Below are 22,389 nucleotides of genomic sequence, written 5' to 3'. Positions count from 1 at the left end.
TCACGGAAACGGGCCGCTGGAGCGGGTCGTCGGAGCTGACTCACGGAAACGGGCCGCTGGAGCGGGTCGTCGGAGCTGACTCACGGAAACGGGCCGCTGGAGCGGGTCGTCGGAGCTGACTCACGGAAACGGGCCCTGCCGGGCGGATCCGGCAGGGCCCGTTTCCGTACAAGCCTCCCGGCCGGGACGCGTTCTAGGGTGAGCCGCATGGCCGCCAGGAAGAGCAGGACCGCCGCGTTCCTCACCGCGCTGGGTACCACCCGTGGCGTGTACGAAGTGCTCCGCTCCCGTGCGCCGGGGGAGCCCGCGCGCTGGCGGCGGAGCAACTACGCCGGGCGCACCGTCGACCTGTACGCCGGTCCCGCCACCGTCCTCGGAGCCGCCGCCGGGTCCGCGCCGGTCGGTGCGCGGGGCGCCGTCGCGCTGGCCGTCCTCGCCGCCGGTGCCTGCGGGGCGTACGACGACCGGGCCGGCGCGGGCGATCCGCGCCGGGGTTTCGCGGCGCACCTCGGCGCGTTGCGCCACGGTGAGGTGACCACCGGGGCGGTGAAGCTCCTCGGTATCGGGGCGGCGGCGCTCGCCGCGGGGGCGCTGCTCAAGGAGCGTCCGGTGGACCGGCTGCTGGCCGGTGTCGTGATCGCGGGCGGCGCGCACTGCGTCAACCTCCTCGACGTACGCCCCGGCAGGGCCTGCGTCGGAGTGCTCGCGCTCGGCGCCCCCGGCCTGCTGCGCGGGGGTACGGCGGGCGCCCTGGCCGCCGTACCCGTGGGCGCCGCCGCGGCGGTCGTCGGCGCCGACCTCGGGGAGCGGACGATGCTCGGCGACGCGGGCGCCCACGCGCTCGGCGCGGCCCTCGGCGCCGCCGTCGTCGCGGGCAACGGGCGGGCGGGGCTGGCCGTACACGCACTGGGAGTCATCGCCGGGACGGCGTACGGTGACAGGGTCGGCCGCCGGTGAGCGTGGCGCGGAACCGGGACGGCCGACCCGCGTCCTCACCCGTGTGAGTGATACCGGGCGCGGAGTTGAGGCGTCGGACACCGGAACGACGCCCGGGCGGTGCCGGAACGTGCGTACGGACTGGCATCCTTGACGCAGACCCTCACCGATCCAGGAGCCTTGCCCACGTGACACAACTGCGTACGGTCCAGGTGCTGGGCGGTGGCAGCGCGGGCAGCAGCGCGCACGTCCGATCGCTGGCGGCGGGGCTGGTCGCCCGGGGCGTGCGCGTGACCGTGTGCGCCCCCGCCGAACTCGACCGTGCCTATGATTTCAGCGGCGCGGGGGCGTACCACGTCCCCGTCGCCCGGCGCGGCGACCCGGCCTCGGTGGCGGCGCTCCGGGCGGCCTGCGCCGGAGCGGACGTGGTGCACGCGCACGGGCTGCACGCCGCCGTACGGACCGCGCTCGCGCTCGGCGGACTGCGGGTGCCGCTGGTCGTCACCTGGCACACCCGTACGGAGGCGGCGGGGCCCCGCGGCCGCCTGCTGCGGATGCTGGAACGGCGCGCGGTCAGGGCCGCCTCGGTGGTGCTCGGGGCGACCTCCGAACTGGTCGACGGGGCGCGTCGGCGGGGCGCGCGCGACGCCCGCCTCGCGCCCGTCGCGCTGCCCGCGCCCTGCCACCAGGCCGCGGGCGAGGAGAACAAGTCCCGCGCCGAACTCGGCGCGGTCGAGCGCCCGTTGCTGATGGCCGTCGGCAGCCTCGTACCGGACCAGGGGTACGACACGCTGCTCGACGCCGTGGCCGGCTGGCGCCACCTGGACCCCGCCCCGCTGCTCACCATCGCGGGCGAGGGCCGGGAACGCGCCAGGCTCCAGCGCCGGATCGAGGACGACGACCTGCCCGTACAGCTCATCGGCCGCAGAGACGACATCAGCGAACTCCTCGCGACGGCGGACGTCGCCGTGCTCGCCAGCCGCTGGGAGGCCCGCTCGGTGCTGGCCCAGGAGGCGCTGCGGCTCGGCGTGCCGCTGGTCGCGACGGCGGTGGGCGCCATCCCCGAACTCGTCGGCGACGCCGCCGAACTCGTCCCGTACGGCGACGCGCCGGCCCTGGCGGAGGCGGTGACGCGCCTGCTGGCCGACCCGGAGCGGCGGGACCGGCTCGCGACGGCGGGCCGGGCGCAGGCCGCCACCTGGCCGACGGAGGACGAGACGATCGCGCAGGTGCTGTCCGTGTACGACGAACTGACGGAGCGGGGACGCCCGTCACGCTGATCCCGCCAGGGCCTAGGGTGGGCAGCCGGAGTGAGCCCCGGTGAGCCGGAGCGGGCCGAGGGGAGAGCGTGTGGAGAGCCGCAGTGCCGCTGAGGGACCCGGTGGGACGGTGAGCAACACCGTCTCCGGGGACGCGGTGATCTCGGGGCCGCTGGTGCAGGCCGGATACATCGGTTCGATCACCTACCCGCCCCTGCCGCCCCCGGTGATTCCTCGCCAGCTTCCCGTCCCGCACAACGGTTTCGTCAACCGGGTCGATGAGCTGACCATCCTCAAGGGGGTGCTCGCCGCACCGGTGGGTGGCTGCGCCCAGGCGCTGGTGACCGGCCTGGGCGGGGTCGGCAAGACCGAGCTCGTGGCCCATTGGGCCAACGACCCCGAGGTGCAGGCCCGCTACCCGGGCGGACAGCTCTACGTCGACCTGGAGGACCTGCGGTACGGCGGCGCCGTCGACATCGGCGGTGTCCTCGGTATCCTGCTGCGCTCGCTCAACGTGGACGAGAGCCGCATTCCGCCCACCCTCGGGGAGCGGTCCGCGCTGTTCCGCTCCGCCACCGCGCAGCGGCCGGTGCTCGTCGTGGTCGACAACGTACGTACCGCCCACGAGGTCAGACCGCTGCTGCCCGGCGTCGGACTCGCCGTGGTGCTCAGCCGTACCCGGCCGGCGGCCCTGCTGCTCGACGGCGCGGTGGACGTTCCCGTCCCTCCGCTGGACAGCCGGGCCGGGGTCCGGCTCGTACGGCGCTGGCGGAGCACGGCGGCGGACGAGGCGGCGGCCGAACTGGTCTCCCTCTGCGCCGGACTGCCGCTCCTCATGCGCGCGGTCGGGGAGCGCCTGGTGGGGCAACCGCACAGGACACTGGAGGACGTGGTGCGCGAGCTGACGGACGGCACGGGGGCCGGGCACGGGCCCGAGGGCGGCGGGGCCGTGATGGACGCCGTCGTCGCGGGCTTCACCGGCCCCACCCGGGACCTCTACGACCTGCTCGGACTGCTCCCCGGTACCACCTTCACCGCGCCCCTCGCCCACGCGGCGGGCGCGGGGGAGGGGTTCGACGCCGCGCTCACCGACCTCCTCGCCGTACATCTCGTGGTCGCCACCGGCCCCCGGGGCCGCTACCGGATGCACGACGTGGTCCGCACGCACGCGCGGGCGCTCAGCAGCCGCCGGGAGGGCGCCGAGGAGCGCCGCCGCGCCGTGCTGCGCGGCGTCGTGGACTTCTACGTCGCCGCCGCGGCCCGCGCCGACCGGCTGATCCTCGGCAACCGGTGGCGCCTTCAGGAGAACCCCGCGGATCCCGGAGCCGCCGGCCCCGTACGGGACCCGCTCTTCACCACCTCCGCCGAGGCGGTGGACTGGCTGGACGACGAGCGGGACACGCTCCTCGCCGTGCTGCGCGCCGCGGACGGGGAACGCTGGTACGACGCCGTCTGGCGGCTCTGCGAGTCGCTGTGGGCGCTCTTCGAAAGCCGCAGGCACTATGCCGACTGGATCGACTCGCACCGGCTGGGGATCGAGGCGGCGGCCCGGGAGGGCCGCTTCGACGCCGAGGTCAGGATGCGCAACCAACTCGCCCGCGCCCACTACGGACTGGGCGAGTACGAGGAGGCCAGGGACCAACTGGCCCGTGCGGAGCCCCTTCTGGAGACGCTGGCCGACCCGCGCCTCTCCGGCGCCGTACGGGAGTCGCAGGGGCTGCTGCATCTCGCGGCCGGCGAACCGGACACCGCGGTCGAGCTGTTCCGCGGCGCGCTGGCGGCCAACGCGGGGGACCCGCACGGCATCGTCGTGCAGAGCTACCACCTGGGGCAGGCGCTGATCGCCGCCGGACGGAACCAGGAGGCGGCCGACGTTCTGGCGGGGGCCGCCGCGGCCGCGGCCGACACCGGGGACGACGGGATGCGGTCGAAGACCGGCATCCAGCTCGCCCGCGCCCAACGCGCCCTGGGAGACCCCGCGCTCGCCGTGCGGACGGTCACCGAGGCGGCGGTGTGGGCCGGACGGCACGGCCAGTACACCAAGCTCGACCAAGCGCTGGAACTCACGGCGGAGCTGGCCCGGGAGATCGGCGACGACCGGCTCGCACAGGAGAGCCTGGGCAAACTCCGCGAACTGCGCGCCGACATGGACCTGTCCCGGCGGCCCAATCCGGCCTGAGCCGCCCAATCCGGCCTGGGTGGCTCGGTCCGGCTTGAGTGGCTCGGTCCGGCCTGAGCGGCTCGGTCCGGCCTGAGCCGCCCGGCTTCTCCGCCAGCCGTCCCGTTCCGTGGCCGTGCCGTGCCCGTTCAGTACGATCACACTCGCATCCCTCTCCCCGCTCTGCACATGACCGCAGGACCGCAACCGTCCGGAGGTGGCCGTGTTCCCGCCGCGCAGGAACCGTGCCCGGCACGCCGGGACGCGCTGGGACACCTACGAGCCGCCCAAGGCCCAGGTCCTGGCCGTCGCCCGCACCCTGACCTCCGCGACCAGGCTGCGGGACGTGACCCGGCTGCTCCGTCCCGAGGACGGGATCGAGGTCTCGTACACCGTCAACCCCGGCTCCGCCTTCAGCGCGGGGCTGGCGGAGTACCTGGACGGGCTCGGCGTCACCGTCCTGAGCTGGCGCGAGGCCAGACGGCGGCGCTTCCACCTCGTCGTCGCCTGCGCCGTGCACCGCTCCATGTACCGCAGGGGCACCCCGCTCGTGGTGCTGCCGCACGGCGCGGGCTACAACCGGCTCGTCACCGAGTCCACCGGGGACACGTCCTCACCCGCCGGACTCTCGGCGCGCGAACTGACCCGGCGCGGCAAGGTCCTGCCGTCCTGCATCTGCGTCTCCCACGAGGACCAGATCGCCCGGCTCGCCGTCTCCTGCCCGCAGGCGGTGCCGTACGCCCTCGCCGTCGGCGACCAGTGCTTCGACCGGATCCGGGCCAGCGTGCCCCGGCGCGACATCTACCGGGAACGGCTCGGCGTCGTGGGCGGGCGGCGGCTCGTGGTCGTCCACTCGACCTGGAGCAGCCACTCCCTGCTCGGCCGCTGCCCCGACCTGCCGGAGCGGCTGCTCGCGGAGCTGCCCGCCGACGACTACGCGGTGGCGCTCGTCCTGCACCCCAACGTCTGGGCCCGCCACACCACCGACGGGGTCCTCGACCGGCTCGCCGGGGCGATGAACGCGGGGCTCCTGGTGATCCCTCCGCAGGAAGGCTGGCGGGCCACCGTGGTCGCCGGGGACTGGGTGATCGGCGACCACGGCTCCACGACCTTCTACAGCGCCGCCCTGCACCGGGTGACGCTGCTCGCCGCCACCGGGCTCGACGAGCTGGACCCGGCCTCTCCCGCGGCGGCCTTCGCCCGGCGGGCGCCCGCCCTCGACCCCGGCAGGCCCCTGCTCGACCAGCTGCTGAGCGCCGCGGACCGGCATGTCCCCGGCGAGCTGGACGACGTCTTCGCCCTCCAGCTCGGCGCCAGGGGCGAGGGCGCGGAACGCACCAGGCGCAAGCTCTACTCCTTCCTCGAACACCGGGGCGTGCGCCTTCCGCCGGTGACGGAGCAGCCGGATCCGGTCCCCGACCCCCGCCCCGTCGAGCACACCGTCTCCGCCGTGTACGACGTCGTCGGCGGCCGCCCGGCGGACGGGGCGGTGGAGCTGCGCCGCTGGCCGGTGATCCCCGGGCGGCACGGCACGGGGCGGGGCTTCTACGCGGCCCACGACCACGGCACGGACACCCGGTGGCGCGGATACGCCGAGGTCCTGGCGCGGACGACCGTGGAACCGGTGCAGACCCCGGCGCGCTGGGCGGCGGCGCGGTTCGCCGCGCTTCCCGCGCTGAACGTGGCGGTCGCCGCCCTCGGCAGCCGTACGGCCCTGGTGGCGCTGCGCGACGGGACCCTCCTGGAGGCGTCCTCGGCGCGGCCTTGGGGCGAGCACCACGCGCCCCTCGACCCGGTGCTGCTGGGCGCCGCGGTGAACGTCCTGCTGGCGGACGGGTGTGCCGTGAAGGAGATCGCCGAGGGCGTGACCGTCCGTACCGGAACCCGTGACGTACGGGTGGAGTTCACCACCCCGCAGTGACCGCCCGTCCGGGCGCGCTCACCCGCCCGGCGTGTGGCGGCGGGCCCGGAGCGCCAGGCTCAGGGCCAGTACCGCCTGCGGGTCGTCCAGGTCCGTGCCCAGCAGCTCGGAGATCCGGCCCAGCCGGTTGTAGAGCGTCTGCCGGTTGAGATGCAGCTCCCGCGCCGTCTCCGCCTTGCGCCCCGCGTGCGCCAGGAAGACCTCCAGCGTCGGCAGCAACGCGGGCCTGGACGACCGGTCGTGGGCGCGCAGCGGGCCGATCGCACGGTCCACGAAGGCCGCCAGGTCCGGGTGTTCCCGCAGCCGCCACAGCAGCAGATCGATGTCCAGGCGGCGGGCGTCGTACCACGGCAGGTCCGGCAGCCCGCTCGCCGCCGCGGCCGTCTCCGCCGCGTGCCGCAGGCTCGCGCTCGCCGCCGCCCAGCCTCCCGCGACGCCCACCACGACCACCGGCGGCCGGGCGCCGGGCCGCTCCACGCCCGCGCGCGCCACGCCCGCCCGCAGCGCCGCCGCGACCCGGTCGGCCACCGCTGTACGTTCGGACTCCGCCCGCAGCCCCAGCAGCAGCGGAACCCGGCCCTCCACAGGCCGTACGCCCAGCAGCACCGGCACGCCCACCGCGGACAGCTCCTCCAGCACCGCCCCGGCCAGCACCGCCCAGTTCCCCGCCGGCGGCAGCTCGGCGCCCGGGTCCCGGTCCGCCGCCCGGTCAGGACCCAGCCGCATCACCACCGGCAGCAACGGCCCGTCGCCCGGCCGGAAGCCCAGCACCCGCGCCCGCTCGGGCGCGTCCTCGGGGCGGATCCGGCCCTCCGCGAGATCGGTGAGGAAGTCACCGCGGCCGCGGGCCGCCAGCTCCTCCTCCTGGCGCGCCTGCATCAGCACGACGGCGAGGGTGCCGGCCGCGCGCTCGGCCGCCAGCCGGTGCACCGGCAGCGCCGCGGCCGACACGGCGGGGATCACCAGCCGGGCCCGCACCGCGCCCGTACCGTGGCCGCGCCCCGCGATGTCCACCAGCACCGCGCCCGCCGGCGGCCCCGCCGCCCGCGCCGCGCGCCGGCCGCGCAGCCCCGCCCACACGTCGAGCGGATCGGCCGCCGCCGGGGCGGCGCCCGGGGCCGCCGCGTACAGGAGCCGGCCCTCCGCGGTCTCCAGGAAGACCGGGTTGCCCGTGAAGTCCGCCAGGATCCGGAGCACCCGCTCGACCCCGCCGCCGTCCAGTACGGCCTCCGTGCACCGGCGGTGGACCTCCTCGGCCTGTCGCAGCAGCGCGTAGTGGCCGTTGACGATCTCGGTGTGGACCTCCTCGGTCACCGAGACGAACGGCACCTCGCGGTGGAGCTGCACCAGCGGCAGCCCGGCCGACCGCGCCGTGTCCACGAGCGCCGCCGGGAGCCGGTCGAACCGGGCGCCCAGCTCCACCACCAGGGCCGCGATGCCCCGATCGGCGAGCCTGCGGACGAAGGCGCGCTGCTCGGCGGGTCTGCTGCCGAGGCCGAGACCGGTCGTCAGCAGCAGCTCGCCGCCCTTGAGGAGCGAGGCGATGTTCGGTGCCTCGCCCGCGTGCACCCAGCGCACCGTACGGTCCAGCGCTTCCGCGCAGGCCACCACCTCCGGCAGCCCGCCCCGCAGTCCGGGCAGCTCAAGAGCGCGCCGTACGGTGATGCCGCCCTGAGTCTCCATGGGCCGGAGGCTACTGGACGGGGCGCGGGCGAGGACGTACAGACGTACAGACGTACGCGGCGGACCGGCGAGGACTCGGGCCCGGAGGCGGAAAGGGCCCTGACGCGGGAAGGGCCCGGACGGAGGCGGCGTACACCGTCCCGTCCGGGCCCCGCCCCCTGGCGGTCGGCCGTCAGCCGCCGTACGCGCCCGACGCCGTCAGCCGCAGCGCCGTGTCGATCAGCGGCACATGGCTGAACGCCTGCGGGAAGTTGCCCACCTGGCGCTGGAGCCGGGAGTCCCACTCCTCGGCCAGCAGCCCGAGATCGTTCCGCAGCGACAGCAGCTTCTCGAAGAGCTTGCGCGCCTCGTCGACCCGCCCGATCATCGCCAGGTCGTCGGCGAGCCAGAACGAACAGGCCAGGAACGCGCCCTCGTCGCCCTCCAGACCGTCGACCCCCGCGTCCTCACCCGACGTCGGGTAGCGCAGCACGAAACCGTCCTCCGTGGACAGCTCGCGCTGGATCGCCTCGATCGTGCCGATGACCCGCTTGTCGTCCGGCGGCAGGAAGCCCATCTGCGGGATGAGCAGCAGCGACGCGTCCAGCTCCTGGGAGCCGTACGACTGCGTGAAGGTGTTCCGCTCCTTGTCGTACCCCTTCTCGCAGACATCGCGGTGGATGTCGTCGCGCAGCTCGCGCCAGCGCTCCAGCGGCCCGTCCGCGTCGCCCGACTCGATCAGCTTGATCGTCCGGTCGACCGCGACCCATGCCATCACCTTCGAGTGCACGAAGTGCCGGCGCGGCCCGCGCACCTCCCAGATGCCCTCGTCCGGCTGGTCCCAGTGCTTCTCCAGGTAGCGGATCAGCTTGAGCTGGAGCACGGAGGCGTAGTCGTTGCGGGCCAGACCCGTCATGTGCGCGAGGTGCAGCGCCTCGGTGACCTCGCCGTACACGTCGAGCTGGAGCTGGTGCGCGGCGCCGTTGCCGACCCGGACCGGGCCGGAACGCTCGTACCCCGGCAGCCAGTCCAGCTCCGCCTCGCCGAGCTCACGCTCGCCCGCGATGCCGTACATGATCTGGAGGTTCTCCGGATCGCCCGCCACGGCGCGCAGCAGCCACTCGCGCCAGGCGCGGGCCTCCTCGCGGTAGCCGGTGCGCAGCAGGGACGAGAGCGTGATCGCGGCGTCGCGCAGCCAGGTGTAGCGGTAGTCCCAGTTGCGGCTGCCGCCGATCTCCTCGGGCAGCGAGGTCGTCGGCGCGGCCACGATGCCGCCGGTCGGCGCGTACGTCAGCGCCTTGAGCGTGATCAGCGAACGGATCACGGCTTCCCGGTAGGGGCCGTGGTACGTGCAGTGCTCGACCCACTCGCGCCAGAACTCGGAGGTCGCCTCCAGGGAGCCCTCCGGGTCCGGCAGCGCCGGCGGCTGCCGGTGCGAGGGCTGCCAGCTGATCGTGAACGAGATCCGGTCACCGGGTGCCACGGTGAAGTCGGAGTACGTCGTCAGGTCCTTGCCGTGGGTCTCCGCCTCGGTGTCCAGCCAGACCGAGTCGGGTCCCGCGACCGCGACCGTACGGTTGTCCACCTTGTGCACCCACGGCACGACGCGTCCGTAGCTGAAGCGCATCCGCAGCGCGGAGCGCATCGGCACCCGGCCGCTGACGCCCTCGACGATCCGGATGACCTGAGGAGCGCCGTCACGCGGCGGCATGAAGTCGGTCACTCTCACGGTGCCGCGCGGGGTGTCCCACTCCGACTCCAGGATCAGGGAGTCTCCGCGATAGCGGCGCCGCGTGGCCCGCGGCGGTACGGAGCCCGCGGGGTGCGCGGGTCCCAGTCGCCAGAAACCGTGCTCGTCGGTTCCCAGCAGAGCCGCGAACACGGCATGCGAGTCGAAGCGGGGCAGGCACAGCCAGTCGACTGTGCCGTCCCGGCAGACCAGGGCAGCGGTCTGCATATCTCCGATGAGTGCGTAATCCTCGATGCGCCCGGCCACGTGCATCTCCAGTCGAACGGCCACGTCCGCCCCGCGGGGCGCTTACTGCGGTCAAGGGTCGTTGACGAGCTGGTTTTCCGGGAAATCGGGCGGGGGTGGTGCCGTTTGCCGGCCGTACTCGGCAGCGAATGTTTGAGCAGGATACGACGCACCCGAGGGTTCCGCGTCACGCTCTGAAGAAGAGCGGTCCGCCGAACGAGTGGGTCTGAGGGGACGTGGGGGAAAAAGTGTGACGAGGGGGAAAGGAGGGGCACCTCCGGGTGTCGCGTGGCCGGAAGCGGCCTCCCGATGTCGCTGTTACCCTGGTAGCCCGTGGACCGGTGGACTCCCTGCACAGCACAGAGACCCCGAAACCGCAGCGACGGCAGTCCCCTCACCTCTCGGCAGGGACTCCGGCACGCACACCGAACCGCGACCACGGGAGCCCCCTCTTGGCCATGCCGACACGATCCTCGACAGCCTCGACGACCAAGCACATCTTCGTCACCGGGGGTGTCGCCTCCTCCCTCGGCAAGGGCCTGACCGCCTCCAGCCTGGGCGCGCTGCTCAAGGCGCGTGGTCTGCGGGTCACGATGCAGAAGCTCGACCCGTACCTGAACGTCGACCCCGGCACGATGAACCCGTTCCAGCACGGTGAGGTGTTCGTCACGAACGACGGCGCAGAGACCGACCTGGACATCGGCCACTACGAGCGCTTCCTCGACGTGGACCTCGACGGCTCTGCCAATGTCACCACCGGACAGGTCTATTCGCAGGTCATCGCGAAGGAGCGGCGCGGCGAGTACCTGGGCGACACGGTCCAGGTCATCCCGCACATCACCAACGAGATCAAGCACCGCATCCGGCGGATGGCGGCCGGAGAGGTCGACGTCGTCATCACGGAGGTGGGCGGCACGGTCGGCGACATCGAGTCGCTGCCGTTCCTGGAGACCGTCCGCCAGGTCCGCCACGAGGTGGGCCGCGACAACGTCTTCGTCGTGCACATCTCGCTGCTGCCGTACATCGGCCCGTCCGGCGAGCTGAAGACCAAGCCGACCCAGCACTCGGTGGCCGCCCTGCGGAACATCGGTATCCAGCCGGACGCGATCGTGCTGCGCGCCGACCGTGACGTGCCGCTCTCCATCAAGCGCAAGATCTCGCTGATGTGCGACGTGGACGAGGCGGCCGTGGTGGCCTGCGTGGACGCGAAGTCGATCTACGACATCCCCAAGGTGCTGCACACCGAGGGCCTGGACGCCTATGTCGTACGCAAGCTGGACCTGCCCTTCCGCGATGTGGACTGGACGGTCTGGGACGATCTGCTGGACCGCGTCCACAACCCCGACCACGAGGTCACCATCGCCCTGGTCGGCAAGTACATCGACCTCCCGGACGCGTACCTCTCCGTCACGGAGGCCATCCGCGCGGGCGGTTTCGCCAACAAGGCGCGCGTCACCGTGAAGTGGGTCACGTCGGACGACTGCAAGACGCCGGCCGACGCCGCGAAGCAGCTCGCGGACGTCGACGGCATCCTGATCCCCGGCGGTTTCGGCGAGCGCGGCGTGACCGGCAAGGTCGGCGCGATCCAGTACGCCCGCGAGCACAAGGTGCCGCTGCTCGGCATCTGCCTCGGCCTCCAGTGCATCGTCATCGACGCGGCGCGCAACCTCGCGGGCATCGCCGAGGCCAACTCCACCGAGTTCGACTCCGGCACCGCGCACCCGGTGATCTCCACGATGGAGGAGCAGCTCGCGTACGTGGAGGGCGCGGGGGACCTGGGCGGCACGATGCGGCTCGGCCTCTACCCGGCGAAGCTCGCCGAGGGCTCGATCGTCCGCGAGGTGTACGAGGACCAGCCGTACGTGGAGGAGCGCCACCGCCACCGCTACGAGGTCAACAACTCGTACCGCGCGGAGCTGGAGAAGAAGGCCGGTCTCGTCTTCTCGGGCACGTCCCCCGACAACAAGCTCGTCGAGTACGTCGAGTACCCGCGCGCCACGCACCCCTACCTGGTCGCCACGCAGGCCCACCCGGAGCTGCGGTCCCGGCCGACGCGTCCGCACCCGCTCTTCGCGGGGCTGGTGAAGGCGGCGGTCGAGCGCCGTGAAGGCCTGCGTCAGGAGGCGGGCGAGCCGGTGGCCGCGCGGTCGTAGGGCGCGTCGCAGGCGATACGGTGGGAGCCGGGGTACGGGCCGCGTTCTGCGGGGCCCCTGCCTCGGTTTCCGCTTGTGTACCACCGTGGGAGGACGCTGCCATGACCGTCAAGGACACCCCTGAGGAGTGGCGGGTCACCGCGACCACGACGCCCTTCCGCGGCAACAAGACCAGCGTCCGCACGGATGATGTGGTCATGCCCGACGGCACGGTCGTGAAGCGGGACTACCAGGTCCACCCCGGGTCCGTCGCGATCCTCGCCCTCGACGACGCGGGCCGGGTCCTGGTCCTGCGCCAGTACCGCCACCCCGTACGCCAGAAGCTCTGGGAGATCCCGGCCGGCCTGCTCGACGTGCCGGGGGAGAACCCGCTGCACGCGGCGCAGCGTGAGCTGTACGAGGAGGCGCACGTCAAGGCCGAGGACTGGCGGGTGCTCGCGGACGTCTACACGACGCCGGGCGGCTGCGACGAGGCGGTACGGGTCTTCCTCGCCCGGGAGCTGTCGGAGGCGGAGGGCGAGCGCTTCCAGGTCTCCGAGGAGGAGGCGGACATGGAGCTGGCCCGGGTGGAGCTGGCCGAGCTGGTACGGGGCGTGCTCGGCGGCGAACTGCACAACACCTGCCTCGCGGTGGGCGTCCTGTCGCTCACCGCCGCGCTGGCGGGGGACGGCGTGGAGGCGCTGCGGCCGGCGGAGGCGCCGTGGCCGGCACGGCCGTTCGCGGCCTGACCGATTGACTGACTGCCGGTCGTCGATCGTCCTACTGATACATCCTCTGATCTGAAGAAATGCTGATCCGATCGAGGGATGTACCGGCCACGCTCTCCCGATCCCGTCGCAGAGAGTGAACTAGGCTCGAACCGTCCGTGCGGAGATCCGCCGGGCTCGGATCGTGCGCAGGCGGACGGGAGCGTGGCCCGTGACGGATCAGGCGGTGGACGTGAGCGGCCCCGGCCGTGCGCGAGCGAGGAAGCCCCAGGAACCGGGGAAGACCGCCGCCGGGCCGACGGAATCCGAGGCACCGCCGAAGAAGCGCCGCGGCCGGGCCACATCCGCCGCGAAGAAGAAAGGTACGGCCCGGGTGAGCACCCCGGAGGGTCCCGAAGACGCGACGGACGGCGCGAGCGGTACGGAGGGCGACGGCTCCGCCCCGCGCCCGGCCGCCAGGACGCCCAGGACCACCCGCCCCCGGCGGAAGCCCGCCGCACCGAAGGCCGACCAGGACCACGATCACGACCACCCCGAACCGCGGGCGGCCGAACCCGAGCCGGAGCGTCCCGAACCGCTCGCGCCTGCGGAGCCTGCCGCGCCTCGGCCGGAGCCCGAGGCCGAAGCGCGGGCCGAGGCCCGCCCCGAAGCCGAAGCCGAGCCGGAGCCGGAGGGCTCAGAGCCGGTGCTGTCCGCCGGGTCCGGGCCCGGGCCGGAGGCGGAAGCCGAAGCGGAGCGTGCCGAGCCGGTCGTGCCTGCCGCGTCTGCCGCGTCCGACGCGCCTCGGCCGGAGCCGGAAGCCGAAGCCGAGCCGGAGCATCTCGGACCGGTGGCGCCTGCCGTGTCCGGGCCGGAGTCCGTGGCCGGAGTACCGGCGCAGGCCCGCCCCGAAGCCGAAGCCGAAGCCGAAGCGGAAGTCGAAGCGGAAGCGAAAGCCGGGCCTGTTGAGCCGACCGTGCCGGCTTCGGACCAGGACCAGGACCAGGACCCGGGCCCGGCCGGGGGTGAGCGCGTGCCGGGGGCCGTCGGCGGGGCGGGAGTTGTGGAGGGGCCGCCGGAGGGGGAACGTGCCGGGGCCGGCGGGGAGTTCTTCGGGCGGCTGCGCGAACTCAAGTCACTGCACGCGGACATCGAGGACGCCGGGCTCAACACGATCTCCGGCCGGAAGGAACCCCGCGCGCGGGTGCTGCTGATCGCCGGGCGCCCCGGGTCCGGGCGCACCTCGCTCGCGCGGGAGCTGGCCCGGCAGTTGCGGGACCGGTATCCCGACGGGATCGTACGGACCAGGCTCACCGAGTCCGGCGGCGCGCGGGTGCCCACCGAGCGGACCGCCCGCGAGATCCTCGGCGCGTTCGGCGTGGCCACGCCGCCCGGCGCGGGGGAGGACGAGCTGTCCGAAATGGTGCGCGAGGCGCTGGGTGTCCGCCGGGTGCTGCTGCTCCTCGACGACGCCGCCGACGCCGGACAGGTCGACCCGCTCGTGCCCGACAACCCGGACTGCCTGGTCGTCGCCGTCTCGCGGGGGCCGCTCACCGGAATCCCCGACGTGCGCCCCTGCACCCTCGGCGGGATGGACACCAAGGCCGCCATCGAACTGCTCACGCGGTTCACCGGCGCCGTACGGATCACCGTGGATCCGCAGGCCGCGGAGTCCCTCGCGGAGGAGTGCGGCGGTCAGCCCGCCGCGCTCGTGCTGGCCGGCGGCTGGCTCGCGGCGCGCCCCATGGCGTCGGTCGCCGATGTGTCCAAGCGGCTGCGCGCCCTGCCGCCGGACCCCGAGTGGCCCGTCGGGATCCGCCCGCTCGCCCGCGCCTTCCGGCTCGTGTACGAAAGCCTGCCGCAGCCCGCCGCCCGGATGCTCCGGCTGCTCGCCCTCGCGCCCGCCGGGATCGCCGACGCGCACACCGCCTCGGCGCTGGCCGGCTGCTCCATGCCGGACGCCGCCGCCCTGCTGGACGACTTCGCCGTACGGGGGCTGCTCCGCACCGCCGATGACCGCACCGCCGACGGCCGGAGCGCGCGGGGGGCCGAGCGGCCGTACCGGTCCGACCCGGAGCGGGCCCCCCTCGATCAGTACGTCCTCCCCGGCTGCCTCGTCCCGATGCTGCGTGTCCGGCTGGCCGAGGACCGCCCCGCCGAGGTGCAGCTCGCCCGCGCGCGGATGCTGGAGCGGACCGTACGGCTGCTCCAGTCCTGCCGTGCCGTCACCGACCCCGAGGGCTCCCCGGCCCGCAAGCGGCTCGCCGGGCTGCCGCGCGCGCTGCGCTTCCCGCACGCCGAGGCCGCGGCCGGGTGGCTGTACTCCCGGCAGCCCGCCCTGCTGGCCGCCGCGCGCCTCGCGGTCGCCGACGGGGAGCTCGACACCCTGGCCCGCCGACTGGTCGCGGCCCTGGTCCGCGCGCTCGCCGCGCACCGGGGCACGGAGGCCGCGGCTCCCGAGCTGTACGGGCTCCACCAGCTCGTCCTCGACATCGCGGAGCGGCACGAGCTGTACCGGGAGCAGGCCGCGGCCCTGCTGAACATCGGCGATCTGGACGCCAGGACCGGCCGTACCCACGACGCGCTCGCCCGCTACCGCGCCGCGCTGGACGCCGGGCGGGCCGCGGGCGACCTGTACGCCACCGGCCGTGCCATGGAATCACTGGGCGGCGCCCACCAGGACCTGCGGGACTGGCAGCGGGCCGCCGACTGGTACGGGCGGGCCCTCTCCCAGCGGCTGAGCCGGGGTGAGCGGGCCGACGAGGCGCGTCTGTACGGCCGCCTCGGCACCGTCCACACGTACGCGGGCCGGTACGGCGAGGCCCTGCGCCACTGGCGCGCCGCCACCGCGATCCACCGCAGGCTGGGCGATCTGCCGGGTCAGGCGCGGTCGCTGAGCGAGGCGGCCCGGGTCCAGGAGTACGCGGGCCGGCCGCAGGAGTCGCTGCGTACCTGCCAGGAAGCGGTCGAGTGGGCGCGGCTCGCCGGGGACCTGCGGCTCCAGGCGGCGCTCCAGCTCCGGGTGGCGGACACGCTGGACCGGCTCGGGGATCCGGCGGCGGCCCGGCTGCACCGTGCCACCGCGGAACGCCTTCTCCTGGAAACGGAAGGAAACACCTGCGAAATCCGTAGCCCTGCCGTCGAGGACTGATGCTTTGTAAGGCTAGACAGCAGGAAATCCTTCATTAGACTGGCTTTGCCGCATTCGTCAGCGGTGCCTTCCCGTGTGCCACGCGTGCCCGGGTATGTATGGGATTGCGTCCGGAGTCTCCGCGGAATCCCCCGAGCCAAGGACCGTGATCTGCCGTGTTGGTCGGTATCCCCCGCGAGGTCAAGAACAACGAGTTCCGGGTGGCCATCACACCCGCCGGTGTGCACGAGCTGGTGCGCCAGGGACATCAGGTCGTCGTCGAACAGGACGCCGGTACCGGCTCCTCGATCACCGATGGCGAGTACACCGCCGCCGGCGCCCGGATCCTGCCCACCGCCGACGAGGTCTGGGCCACCGCCGACCTGCTGCTGAAGGTGAAGGAGCCGGTCGCCGAGGAGTACCACCGGCTGCGCAAGGACCAGACGCTCTTCACCTACCTGCACCTGGCCGCGTCCCGTGCCTGCACCGACGCCCTGCTGGAGTCCGGCACCACCGCCATCGCCTACGAGACGGTCGAGACCGCGAACCGCGCGCTGCCGCTGCTCGCCCCGATGTCCGAGGTCGCGGGGCGGCTGGCGCCGCAGGTCGGCGCGTACCACCTGATGCGTTCGGCCGGCGGGCGCGGTGTGCTGCCGGGCGGTGTGCCCGGTACGGCGGCGGGCCGCGCCGTGGTTATCGGCGGTGGCGTCTCCGGCTGGAACGCCACCCAGATCGCCGTCGGCATGGGCTTCCACGTGACCCTGCTCGACCGGGACATCAACAAGCTGCGCGAGGCCGACCGGATCTTCGGCAGCAAGGTCCGGACCATCGTCTCCAACGCCTTCGAACTGGAGAAGGCGGTCACCGAGGCGGACCTCGTGATCGGGGCTGTCCTGATCCCCGGCGCGAAGGCGCCGAAGCTCGTCACCAACGCGCTCGTCGCCCGGATGAAGCCCGGAAGTGTACTTGTCGACATTGCGATTGATCAGGGCGGCTGCTTCGAGGACTCACGCCCCACCACCCATGCCGAGCCGACCTTCCAGGTGCACGACTCGGTCTTCTACTGCGTGGCCAACATGCCGGGCGCCGTGCCGCACACCTCGACGTACGCCCTGACCAACGCCACTCTGCCGTACATCGTGGAACTGGCGAACCACGGCTGGGCCGGCGCGCTGCGCCGTGACCCGGCGCTCGCCAAGGGGCTCAACACCCATGACGGCCAGGTGGTTTACCGCGAGGTGGCGGAGGCCCACGGTCTGGATCACGCCGAATTGGGGACAGTTCTCGCCTGAGATGTCAACGTGCGTCGTCAACGTCACGCCGACGGCCGGATCTTGCCCAGCGAGGTCCGGCCGTAGGTGTTCCCGCGGAGTGTGCCGCGTCCGGCCAACTCGCCTCGAACGTAACAATTTCAACCGTTTCGCAGGGCGGCGAAACCTCGCCGCCCTGCCTTGGTGAGAGGGTTGTGCGCCCTTGACAGAGGGATGTTCGGTTGCCGACACATCGGGTCCGGTCCGGCGGATTGTGTTGCTGCGGAGTGGTGACACGCCATAGAGTCGCCAATCGTCGGCATGGTGCCACGCTGACCTATCGATAAGTTTCCTGGTCCCGTCCAAGGAGGTAAGACGACTTGTGAATGAGTCGACATTTACTCCCGGGGGTGGTCAACCAGGAATGCCGGTGAGGGGCTATGGCCCGTCGTCCGGGTTCGAGGCTGTCGGCTCCGTAGCTGTCCGCACCTTCGCCACCCACCAGCACATGACGACAGCCCACCAGATGATGGACGGCCAACACGTGAACGCCATGGCCGGCAACGAGGGTGGCCGAGAGTCCACTTCGTTCGCCGACTTCGACGAAGCGCCCGAGGGGCACTTCTACGACCCTGACGCCGAATACGAGCCGGACCCCGAATACGCGGCCACCCTCGCCCCCGACGCTGCCCGCCAGCGCCGCGAGCGGATCGGCCCGACCGGGCGCCCGCTGCCGTACTTCCCGATCCCCGGCCCGCTCACCGACCACGGCCCCGCGAAGATCATCGCGATGTGCAACCAGAAGGGCGGCGTCGGCAAGACCACGTCGACCATCAACCTGGGCGCCGCCCTCGCGGAGTACGGCCGGCGTGTGCTGCTCGTCGACTTCGACCCGCAGGGAGCCCTGTCGGTCGGGCTCGGTGTGAATCCGATGGAGCTCGACCTCACCGTCTACAACCTGCTCATGGAGCGGGGCATGGCGGCCGACGAGGTGCTGCTGAAGACCGCCGTGCCCAACATGGACCTGCTGCCGAGCAACATCGACCTCTCGGCCGCCGAGGTGCAGCTCGTGAGCGAGGTCGCGCGCGAGTCCACACTCCAGCGCGCGCTCAAGCCCCTGATGCTCGACTACGACTACATCGTGATCGACTGCCAGCCCTCGCTCGGTCTGCTGACCGTGAACGCGCTGACGGCTGCTCACAAGGTGATCGTGCCGCTGGAGTGCGAGTTCTTCGCGCTGCGCGGGGTCGCGCTGCTCACGGAGACCATCGAGAAGGTCCAGGAGCGGCTCAACCCGGAGCTGGAGCTCGACGGCATCCTCGCCACCATGTACGACTCGCGCACGGTGCACAGCCGTGAGGTGCTCGCGCGCGTCGTGGAGGCGTTCGACAATCACGTCTACCACACCGTGATCGGACGCACCGTGCGCTTCCCGGAGACCACCGTCGCCGGTGAACCCATCACCACGTACGCCTCGAACTCCGTCGGAGCCGCCGCCTATCGCCAGCTTGCCAGGGAGGTGCTCGCCCGGTGTCACGCCGAGTGAGTCTGCCCGGCGCCGACGAACTGTTCCGTACGACCGGAGGCATGGCGCTGACGTCGTCGTCCCCGGCGGCGCAGCGGCGGGGCGCGAACGGCGAACCGCGGGTGCCCGCGCCGGCCGGGGAGAGTGATCCCGCCGGCGACCAGGCGGGCCCGGACGGGTCCGGGGCGGCGTCCGGGGCGGCGGAGGAGCACTCCGGGCCGGACGCGGAGCCCGCCCCGGCCCAGCCGGCGCGCAGCCGCACCGCCGACGCGGAGCAGGCCGCGACCGCCGTGCAGGCCCGCAGGCCGCAGGAGGGCGGGCCCGCGGGGCCGGGCCCCGGCGGCGGTACGGGGCCGGGAACGGGGACGCAGGGCGCGCAGAACGCACAGCAGGGCGGGCAGCAGCGCCGGCAGCGGCGCGGCGCCAACCGGCGCCCCAGCGGGCGTGAACGGCACGACGAGAAGATCACCGTCTATGTCTCGGCCGAGGAACTGATGGACCTCGAACACGCCCGGCTGGTGCTGCGCGGCGAGCACGGACTCGCCGTGGACCGCGGGCGGATCGTCCGCGAGGCGGTCGCGGTCGTCCTCGCCGACCTCGAATCGCGCGGCGACGCGAGCATCCTCGTACGGCGGCTGCGCGGGCGCTGACGGTAGCCTGCGCGGGCCGCCCCACCGCTCACCGCCCCGCCGCCCCCGCCGCTCCCAGGACCGCGATGCCCCCGCCGCCCGACCCCGCCCGTCCGCCGCGCCGCCCGCTGGGCCGAGGCCCCGGCACCCCGGCGCCCGTCGTCCCCGGCCCCGAGTGGGTCGAAGCGGTTGAGCCGGTCGAGCCCGTCGAGCCGGTCGAGACTGTTGAGACTGTTGAGGTCCCCGAGGTACCTGAGGTCTCCGCTGTCTCCGAGGCCGCCGAGGGCGGCGGCGGGCACGACGGCGGCGGGGACGAGCGGCGGTTCACCGTGCGGCTCGCCAACTTCGAGGGCCCCTTCGACCTGCTGCTCCAGCTCATCTCGAAGCACCGCATGGACGTGACCGAGGTCGCGCTCTCCCAGGTCACCGACGAGTTCATGGCCCATCTGCGAGCGATGGGCCCCGAGGGCGACCTCGACCAGACCACCGGGTTCCTGGTGGTCGCCGCGACCCTGCTCGACCTGAAGGCCGCCCGGTTGCTGCCCGCCGCCGAGATCGAGGACGAGGCGGATCTCGCGCTCCTGGAGGCGCGCGACCTGCTCTTCGCGCGGCTGCTCCAGTACCGCGCGTACAAGCGGGTCGCGGAGATCTTCGGCGAGCGGCTGGAGACCGAGGGCCGGCGCCACCCCCGTACGGTCGGACTGGAGCCGCACCACGCGGAACTGCTGCCCGAGGTCGTCATCAGCGTCGGGGCCGAGGGGTTCGCCCGGCTCGCGGTGAAGGCGATGCAGCCGAAACCGAGGCCCCGGGTGTACGTGGACCACATCCACGCGCCGCTCGTCTCCGTCCGGGAACAGGCCGGGATCGTCGTCGCCCTGCTGCGCGAGCGCGGCGGGATGAGCTTCCGGGAGCTGACCGCGGACGCCGAGGGCGCCGACGGCACCCTTACCGTCGTGGCACGCTTCCTGGCCCTCCTGGACCTGTACCGGGAGCGCGTCGTCGCCCTGGAGCAGGACGAGGCGCTGGGGCCGCTCATGGTCCGCTGGACAGGCGGAGACGACGACAGTGAGGAGACGGTGTGAGTGCGCAACAGCCGCCGGGTACGGTCGCGGACCTGGAGCTCAAGCCCGCCCTGGAGGCGGTCCTCATGGTCGTCGACGAGCCCGCCACCGAGGAGCATCTCGCCAAGGTCCTCGACCGCCCCCGCGGCGCCGTCGCGGACGCGCTGCGCGCGCTGGCCGACGAGTACACCGTCCAGGGCCGCGGCTTCGAGCTGCGGCTGGTCGCCGGCGGCTGGCGCTTCTACACGCGGCCCGAGTACGCCGAGGCGGTCGAGGGCTTCGTACTCGACGGGCAGCACGCCCGGCTGACCCAGGCCGCGCTGGAGACCCTGGCGGTCGTCGCGTACCGCCAGCCGGTGAGCCGTTCGCGGGTCTCCGCCGTACGCGGAGTGAACTGTGACGGTGTCATGCGCACCCTCCTCCAGCGCGGGCTGGTGGAGGAGGCGGGCGCGGAACCCGAAACAGGTGCGATCCTGTACAGGACGACGAACTACTTTTTGGAGCGGATGGGCCTGCGCGGCCTGGACGAGCTGCCGGAGCTCGCGCCCTTCCTCCCCGAGGCGGAGGCGGTCGAGGCCGAGAGCCAGGAAGGCGTCCCGTCGTTCGATCCGGACGCGCCTGACGCCCCGGAAACCCACGCAGACGACAAGACGGAACTTTGATGCGAAGCAACGGCAGGAACAGCGGCGGCTCCGACCGGAACAGCGGAGGCGGGCGCGGCGGCGGCCGGGACGACCGGGACGACCGGGACAACCGGGGGGCGGCCGGGCGCGACGACAGGCCCAAGCGGCCGTCCCGCCCGCGGCCCGAGGAGCGCCGTTACGACGTCGGCCGCACGGGTCCCACCGGCGGTTCCGGCGCGTCCGGCGCCCCCGGCGGCGCCCGCCGTTCCGGTGGCGAGGGCGGCGGCAGTGGTTCCGGGGGGCCCGGCGGCGGCACGCGCCAGGGCGGCGGCGCCCGCGGCGCGGCGGCCAGGGGCGGCGCCAAGGGCGGCCCCAAGCCGGCGCAGGGCGGCGCACGGGGCGGCAAGGGCGGCCCCCGGCGGGGCGCACCGTCCCGCCCCCGTGAGCTGGACGCCAAGATCGAGCAGCGCAACCGCGACCGGTACGCGGGCAAGCCGGCCATCACGACGCCCAGGACCAATCCGGGCGCCGAGCAGGAGGGCGAGCGGCTGCAGAAGGTCCTCGCCCGCGCCGGCATGGGCTCGCGCCGCGCCTGCGAGGAGCTGATCGAGCAGGCCCGTGTCGAGGTCAACGGCGAGATCGTCCTCGAACAGGGCATGCGGGTCGACCCGGAGCGGGACGAGATCAAGGTCGACGGGCTGACCGTCGCCACCCAGTCGTACCTCTTCTTCGCGCTGAACAAGCCGGCCGGAGTCGTCTCCACGATGGGCGACCCCGACGGCCGGCAGAACCTCGGCGACTACGTCACCAACCGTGAGACCCGGCTCTTCCACGTCGGCCGGCTCGACACGGAGACCGAGGGCATCATCCTGCTCACCAACCACGGCGAGCTGGCCCACCGGCTGACGCACCCCAAGTACGGCGTCAAGAAGATCTACCTCGCCGCGATCCAGGGCCCGCTCCCGCGCGATCTGGGCAAGCGGCTCAAGGACGGCATCCAGCTGGAGGACGGCTACGCCAAGGCCGACCACTTCCGCGTCGTCGAGAACACCGGCAAGAACTACCTCGTGGAGGTCACCCTCCACGAGGGGCGCAAGCACATCGTCCGCCGGATGCTCGCGGAGGCCGGATTCCCGGTCGACCGTCTCGTCCGTACGTCCTTCGGCCCGATCCCGCTCGGCGATCAGAAGTCCGGCTGGCTGCGCCGCCTCACCAACACCGAGGTCGGCATGCTGATGAAGGAAGTCGGCCTCTGAGCCGTCCGAGACGGACAAGACTCTGTGACCACCGGTGGCCCTGACACCGGTGGTACGGAAGAGAAGCCCGCGGCCCCCCAGGCCGCGGGGGTGGGCCAAGGGGCCCGGGGGTGTGTATTGTGGCGGGGGGCCCCCCCCCGTTATATTAAAAAAAAAAAATAAAGA

General features: G+C 73.3%; 15 protein-coding genes. 13 read left to right on the top strand and 2 right to left on the bottom strand.

The genetic code is table 11. The features are described from left to right. Window positions 1–207 precede the first annotated feature (207 nt). From ACFTZC_RS05995 to ACFTZC_RS05980, 4 genes are all read left to right on the top strand, one after another. Complete coding sequence (locus tag ACFTZC_RS05995; RefSeq protein WP_382887222.1) at window positions 208–957, top strand: hypothetical protein; 750 nt, start codon at window positions 208–210, stop codon at window positions 955–957. Between the two features lie 167 nt (window positions 958–1,124). After that, on the top strand, window positions 1,125–2,216 hold the full coding sequence (locus ACFTZC_RS05990) for a glycosyltransferase family 4 protein (RefSeq protein WP_382887220.1): 1,092 nt from the start codon (window positions 1,125–1,127) through the stop codon (window positions 2,214–2,216). 109 nt (window positions 2,217–2,325) lie between these two features. Further along, window positions 2,326–4,374, top strand: a complete 2,049-nt coding sequence (locus ACFTZC_RS05985) for a hypothetical protein (protein ID WP_382887219.1) — start codon at window positions 2,326–2,328, stop codon at window positions 4,372–4,374. Between the two features lie 196 nt (window positions 4,375–4,570). Next, entirely contained in the window at window positions 4,571–6,274 is a 1,704-nt protein-coding gene (locus ACFTZC_RS05980; protein WP_382887218.1) for a hypothetical protein, read from the top strand. 18 nt (window positions 6,275–6,292) lie between these two features. On the opposite strand, the gene ACFTZC_RS05975 is transcribed toward ACFTZC_RS05980, so the two are convergent. Together ACFTZC_RS05975 and ACFTZC_RS05970 are read right to left on the bottom strand one after the other, a co-directional pair. Beyond that, window positions 6,293–7,957, bottom strand: coding sequence for a PucR family transcriptional regulator (locus tag ACFTZC_RS05975; protein WP_382887216.1), 1,665 nt, complete (start codon window positions 7,955–7,957; stop codon window positions 6,293–6,295). Between the two features lie 172 nt (window positions 7,958–8,129). Then, on the bottom strand, window positions 8,130–9,938 hold the full coding sequence (locus ACFTZC_RS05970) for a glycoside hydrolase family 15 protein (RefSeq protein WP_365810516.1): 1,809 nt from the start codon (window positions 9,936–9,938) through the stop codon (window positions 8,130–8,132). A gap of 431 nt (window positions 9,939–10,369) precedes the next feature. Here ACFTZC_RS05970 and ACFTZC_RS05965 point away from each other — a divergent pair, with 431 nt between their 5' ends. From ACFTZC_RS05965 to ACFTZC_RS05925, 9 genes are all read left to right on the top strand, one after another. Continuing rightward, a complete protein-coding gene (locus ACFTZC_RS05965) occupies window positions 10,370–12,064 on the top strand; it encodes a CTP synthase (RefSeq protein ID WP_382887215.1) in 1,695 nt (564 codons plus the stop codon). Between the two features lie 101 nt (window positions 12,065–12,165). Next, window positions 12,166–12,792 (top strand): NUDIX domain-containing protein, encoded by a 627-nt coding sequence (locus ACFTZC_RS05960; protein WP_382887213.1) that lies wholly within the window; start codon window positions 12,166–12,168, stop codon window positions 12,790–12,792. A 991-nt stretch (window positions 12,793–13,783) separates the two neighbouring features. Further along, the gene (locus ACFTZC_RS05955; RefSeq protein WP_382887283.1) at window positions 13,784–15,901 is read left to right on the top strand and encodes a tetratricopeptide repeat protein; all 2,118 of its coding nucleotides are present in this window, start codon (window positions 13,784–13,786) and stop codon (window positions 15,899–15,901) included. A gap of 155 nt (window positions 15,902–16,056) precedes the next feature. After that, complete coding sequence (ald, locus tag ACFTZC_RS05950) at window positions 16,057–17,172, top strand: alanine dehydrogenase (protein ID WP_382887211.1); 1,116 nt, start codon at window positions 16,057–16,059, stop codon at window positions 17,170–17,172. Between the two features lie 382 nt (window positions 17,173–17,554). Beyond that, on the top strand, window positions 17,555–18,676 hold the full coding sequence (locus ACFTZC_RS05945; protein ID WP_365810449.1) for a ParA family protein: 1,122 nt from the start codon (window positions 17,555–17,557) through the stop codon (window positions 18,674–18,676). Next, on the top strand, window positions 18,661–19,305 hold the full coding sequence (locus tag ACFTZC_RS05940) for a hypothetical protein (RefSeq protein ID WP_382887209.1): 645 nt from the start codon (window positions 18,661–18,663) through the stop codon (window positions 19,303–19,305). The genes ACFTZC_RS05945 and ACFTZC_RS05940 overlap by 16 nt, the downstream gene beginning before the upstream one ends. A 65-nt stretch (window positions 19,306–19,370) precedes the next feature. Continuing rightward, the gene (locus ACFTZC_RS05935; protein WP_382887208.1) at window positions 19,371–20,366 is read left to right on the top strand and encodes a segregation and condensation protein A; all 996 of its coding nucleotides are present in this window, start codon (window positions 19,371–19,373) and stop codon (window positions 20,364–20,366) included. Window positions 20,367–20,431: 65 nt separating this feature from the next. Then, window positions 20,432–21,007, top strand: coding sequence for an SMC-Scp complex subunit ScpB (gene scpB, locus ACFTZC_RS05930; RefSeq protein WP_382887282.1), 576 nt, complete (start codon window positions 20,432–20,434; stop codon window positions 21,005–21,007). Continuing rightward, complete coding sequence (locus ACFTZC_RS05925) at window positions 21,007–22,224, top strand: pseudouridine synthase (protein WP_382887206.1); 1,218 nt, start codon at window positions 21,007–21,009, stop codon at window positions 22,222–22,224. The genes scpB and ACFTZC_RS05925 overlap by 1 nt, the downstream gene beginning before the upstream one ends. Window positions 22,225–22,389 lie beyond the last annotated feature (165 nt).

The organism is Streptomyces sp. NPDC056987 (assembly GCF_042673865.1).
GTDB lineage: Bacteria > Actinomycetota > Actinomycetes > Streptomycetales > Streptomycetaceae > Streptomyces.
The sequence above is the reverse complement of the archived record's forward strand: the minus strand, read 5'-3'. Positions and strand labels throughout refer to the sequence as shown.

Bases quoted from the DNA above. Each gene is read 5' to 3' on its own strand.
- ACFTZC_RS05975 (WP_382887216.1), bottom strand. From the start codon at position 7,957: ATGGAGACTCAGGGCGGCATCACCGTACGGCGCGCTCTTGAGCTGCCC.
- ACFTZC_RS05935 (WP_382887208.1), top strand. From the start codon at position 19,371: ATGCCCCCGCCGCCCGACCCCGCCCGTCCGCCGCGCCGCCCGCTGGGC.
- ACFTZC_RS05945 (WP_365810449.1), top strand. From the start codon at position 17,555: ATGCCGGTGAGGGGCTATGGCCCGTCGTCCGGGTTCGAGGCTGTCGGC.
- ACFTZC_RS05960 (WP_382887213.1), top strand. From the start codon at position 12,166: ATGACCGTCAAGGACACCCCTGAGGAGTGGCGGGTCACCGCGACCACG.
- scpB (WP_382887282.1), top strand. From the start codon at position 20,432: ATGGTCGTCGACGAGCCCGCCACCGAGGAGCATCTCGCCAAGGTCCTC.
- ACFTZC_RS05965 (WP_382887215.1), top strand. From the start codon at position 10,370: ATGCCGACACGATCCTCGACAGCCTCGACGACCAAGCACATCTTCGTC.
- ACFTZC_RS05970 (WP_365810516.1), bottom strand. From the start codon at position 9,938: ATGCACGTGGCCGGGCGCATCGAGGATTACGCACTCATCGGAGATATG.
- ACFTZC_RS05925 (WP_382887206.1), top strand. From the start codon at position 21,007: ATGCGAAGCAACGGCAGGAACAGCGGCGGCTCCGACCGGAACAGCGGA.
- ACFTZC_RS05995 (WP_382887222.1), top strand. From the start codon at position 208: ATGGCCGCCAGGAAGAGCAGGACCGCCGCGTTCCTCACCGCGCTGGGT.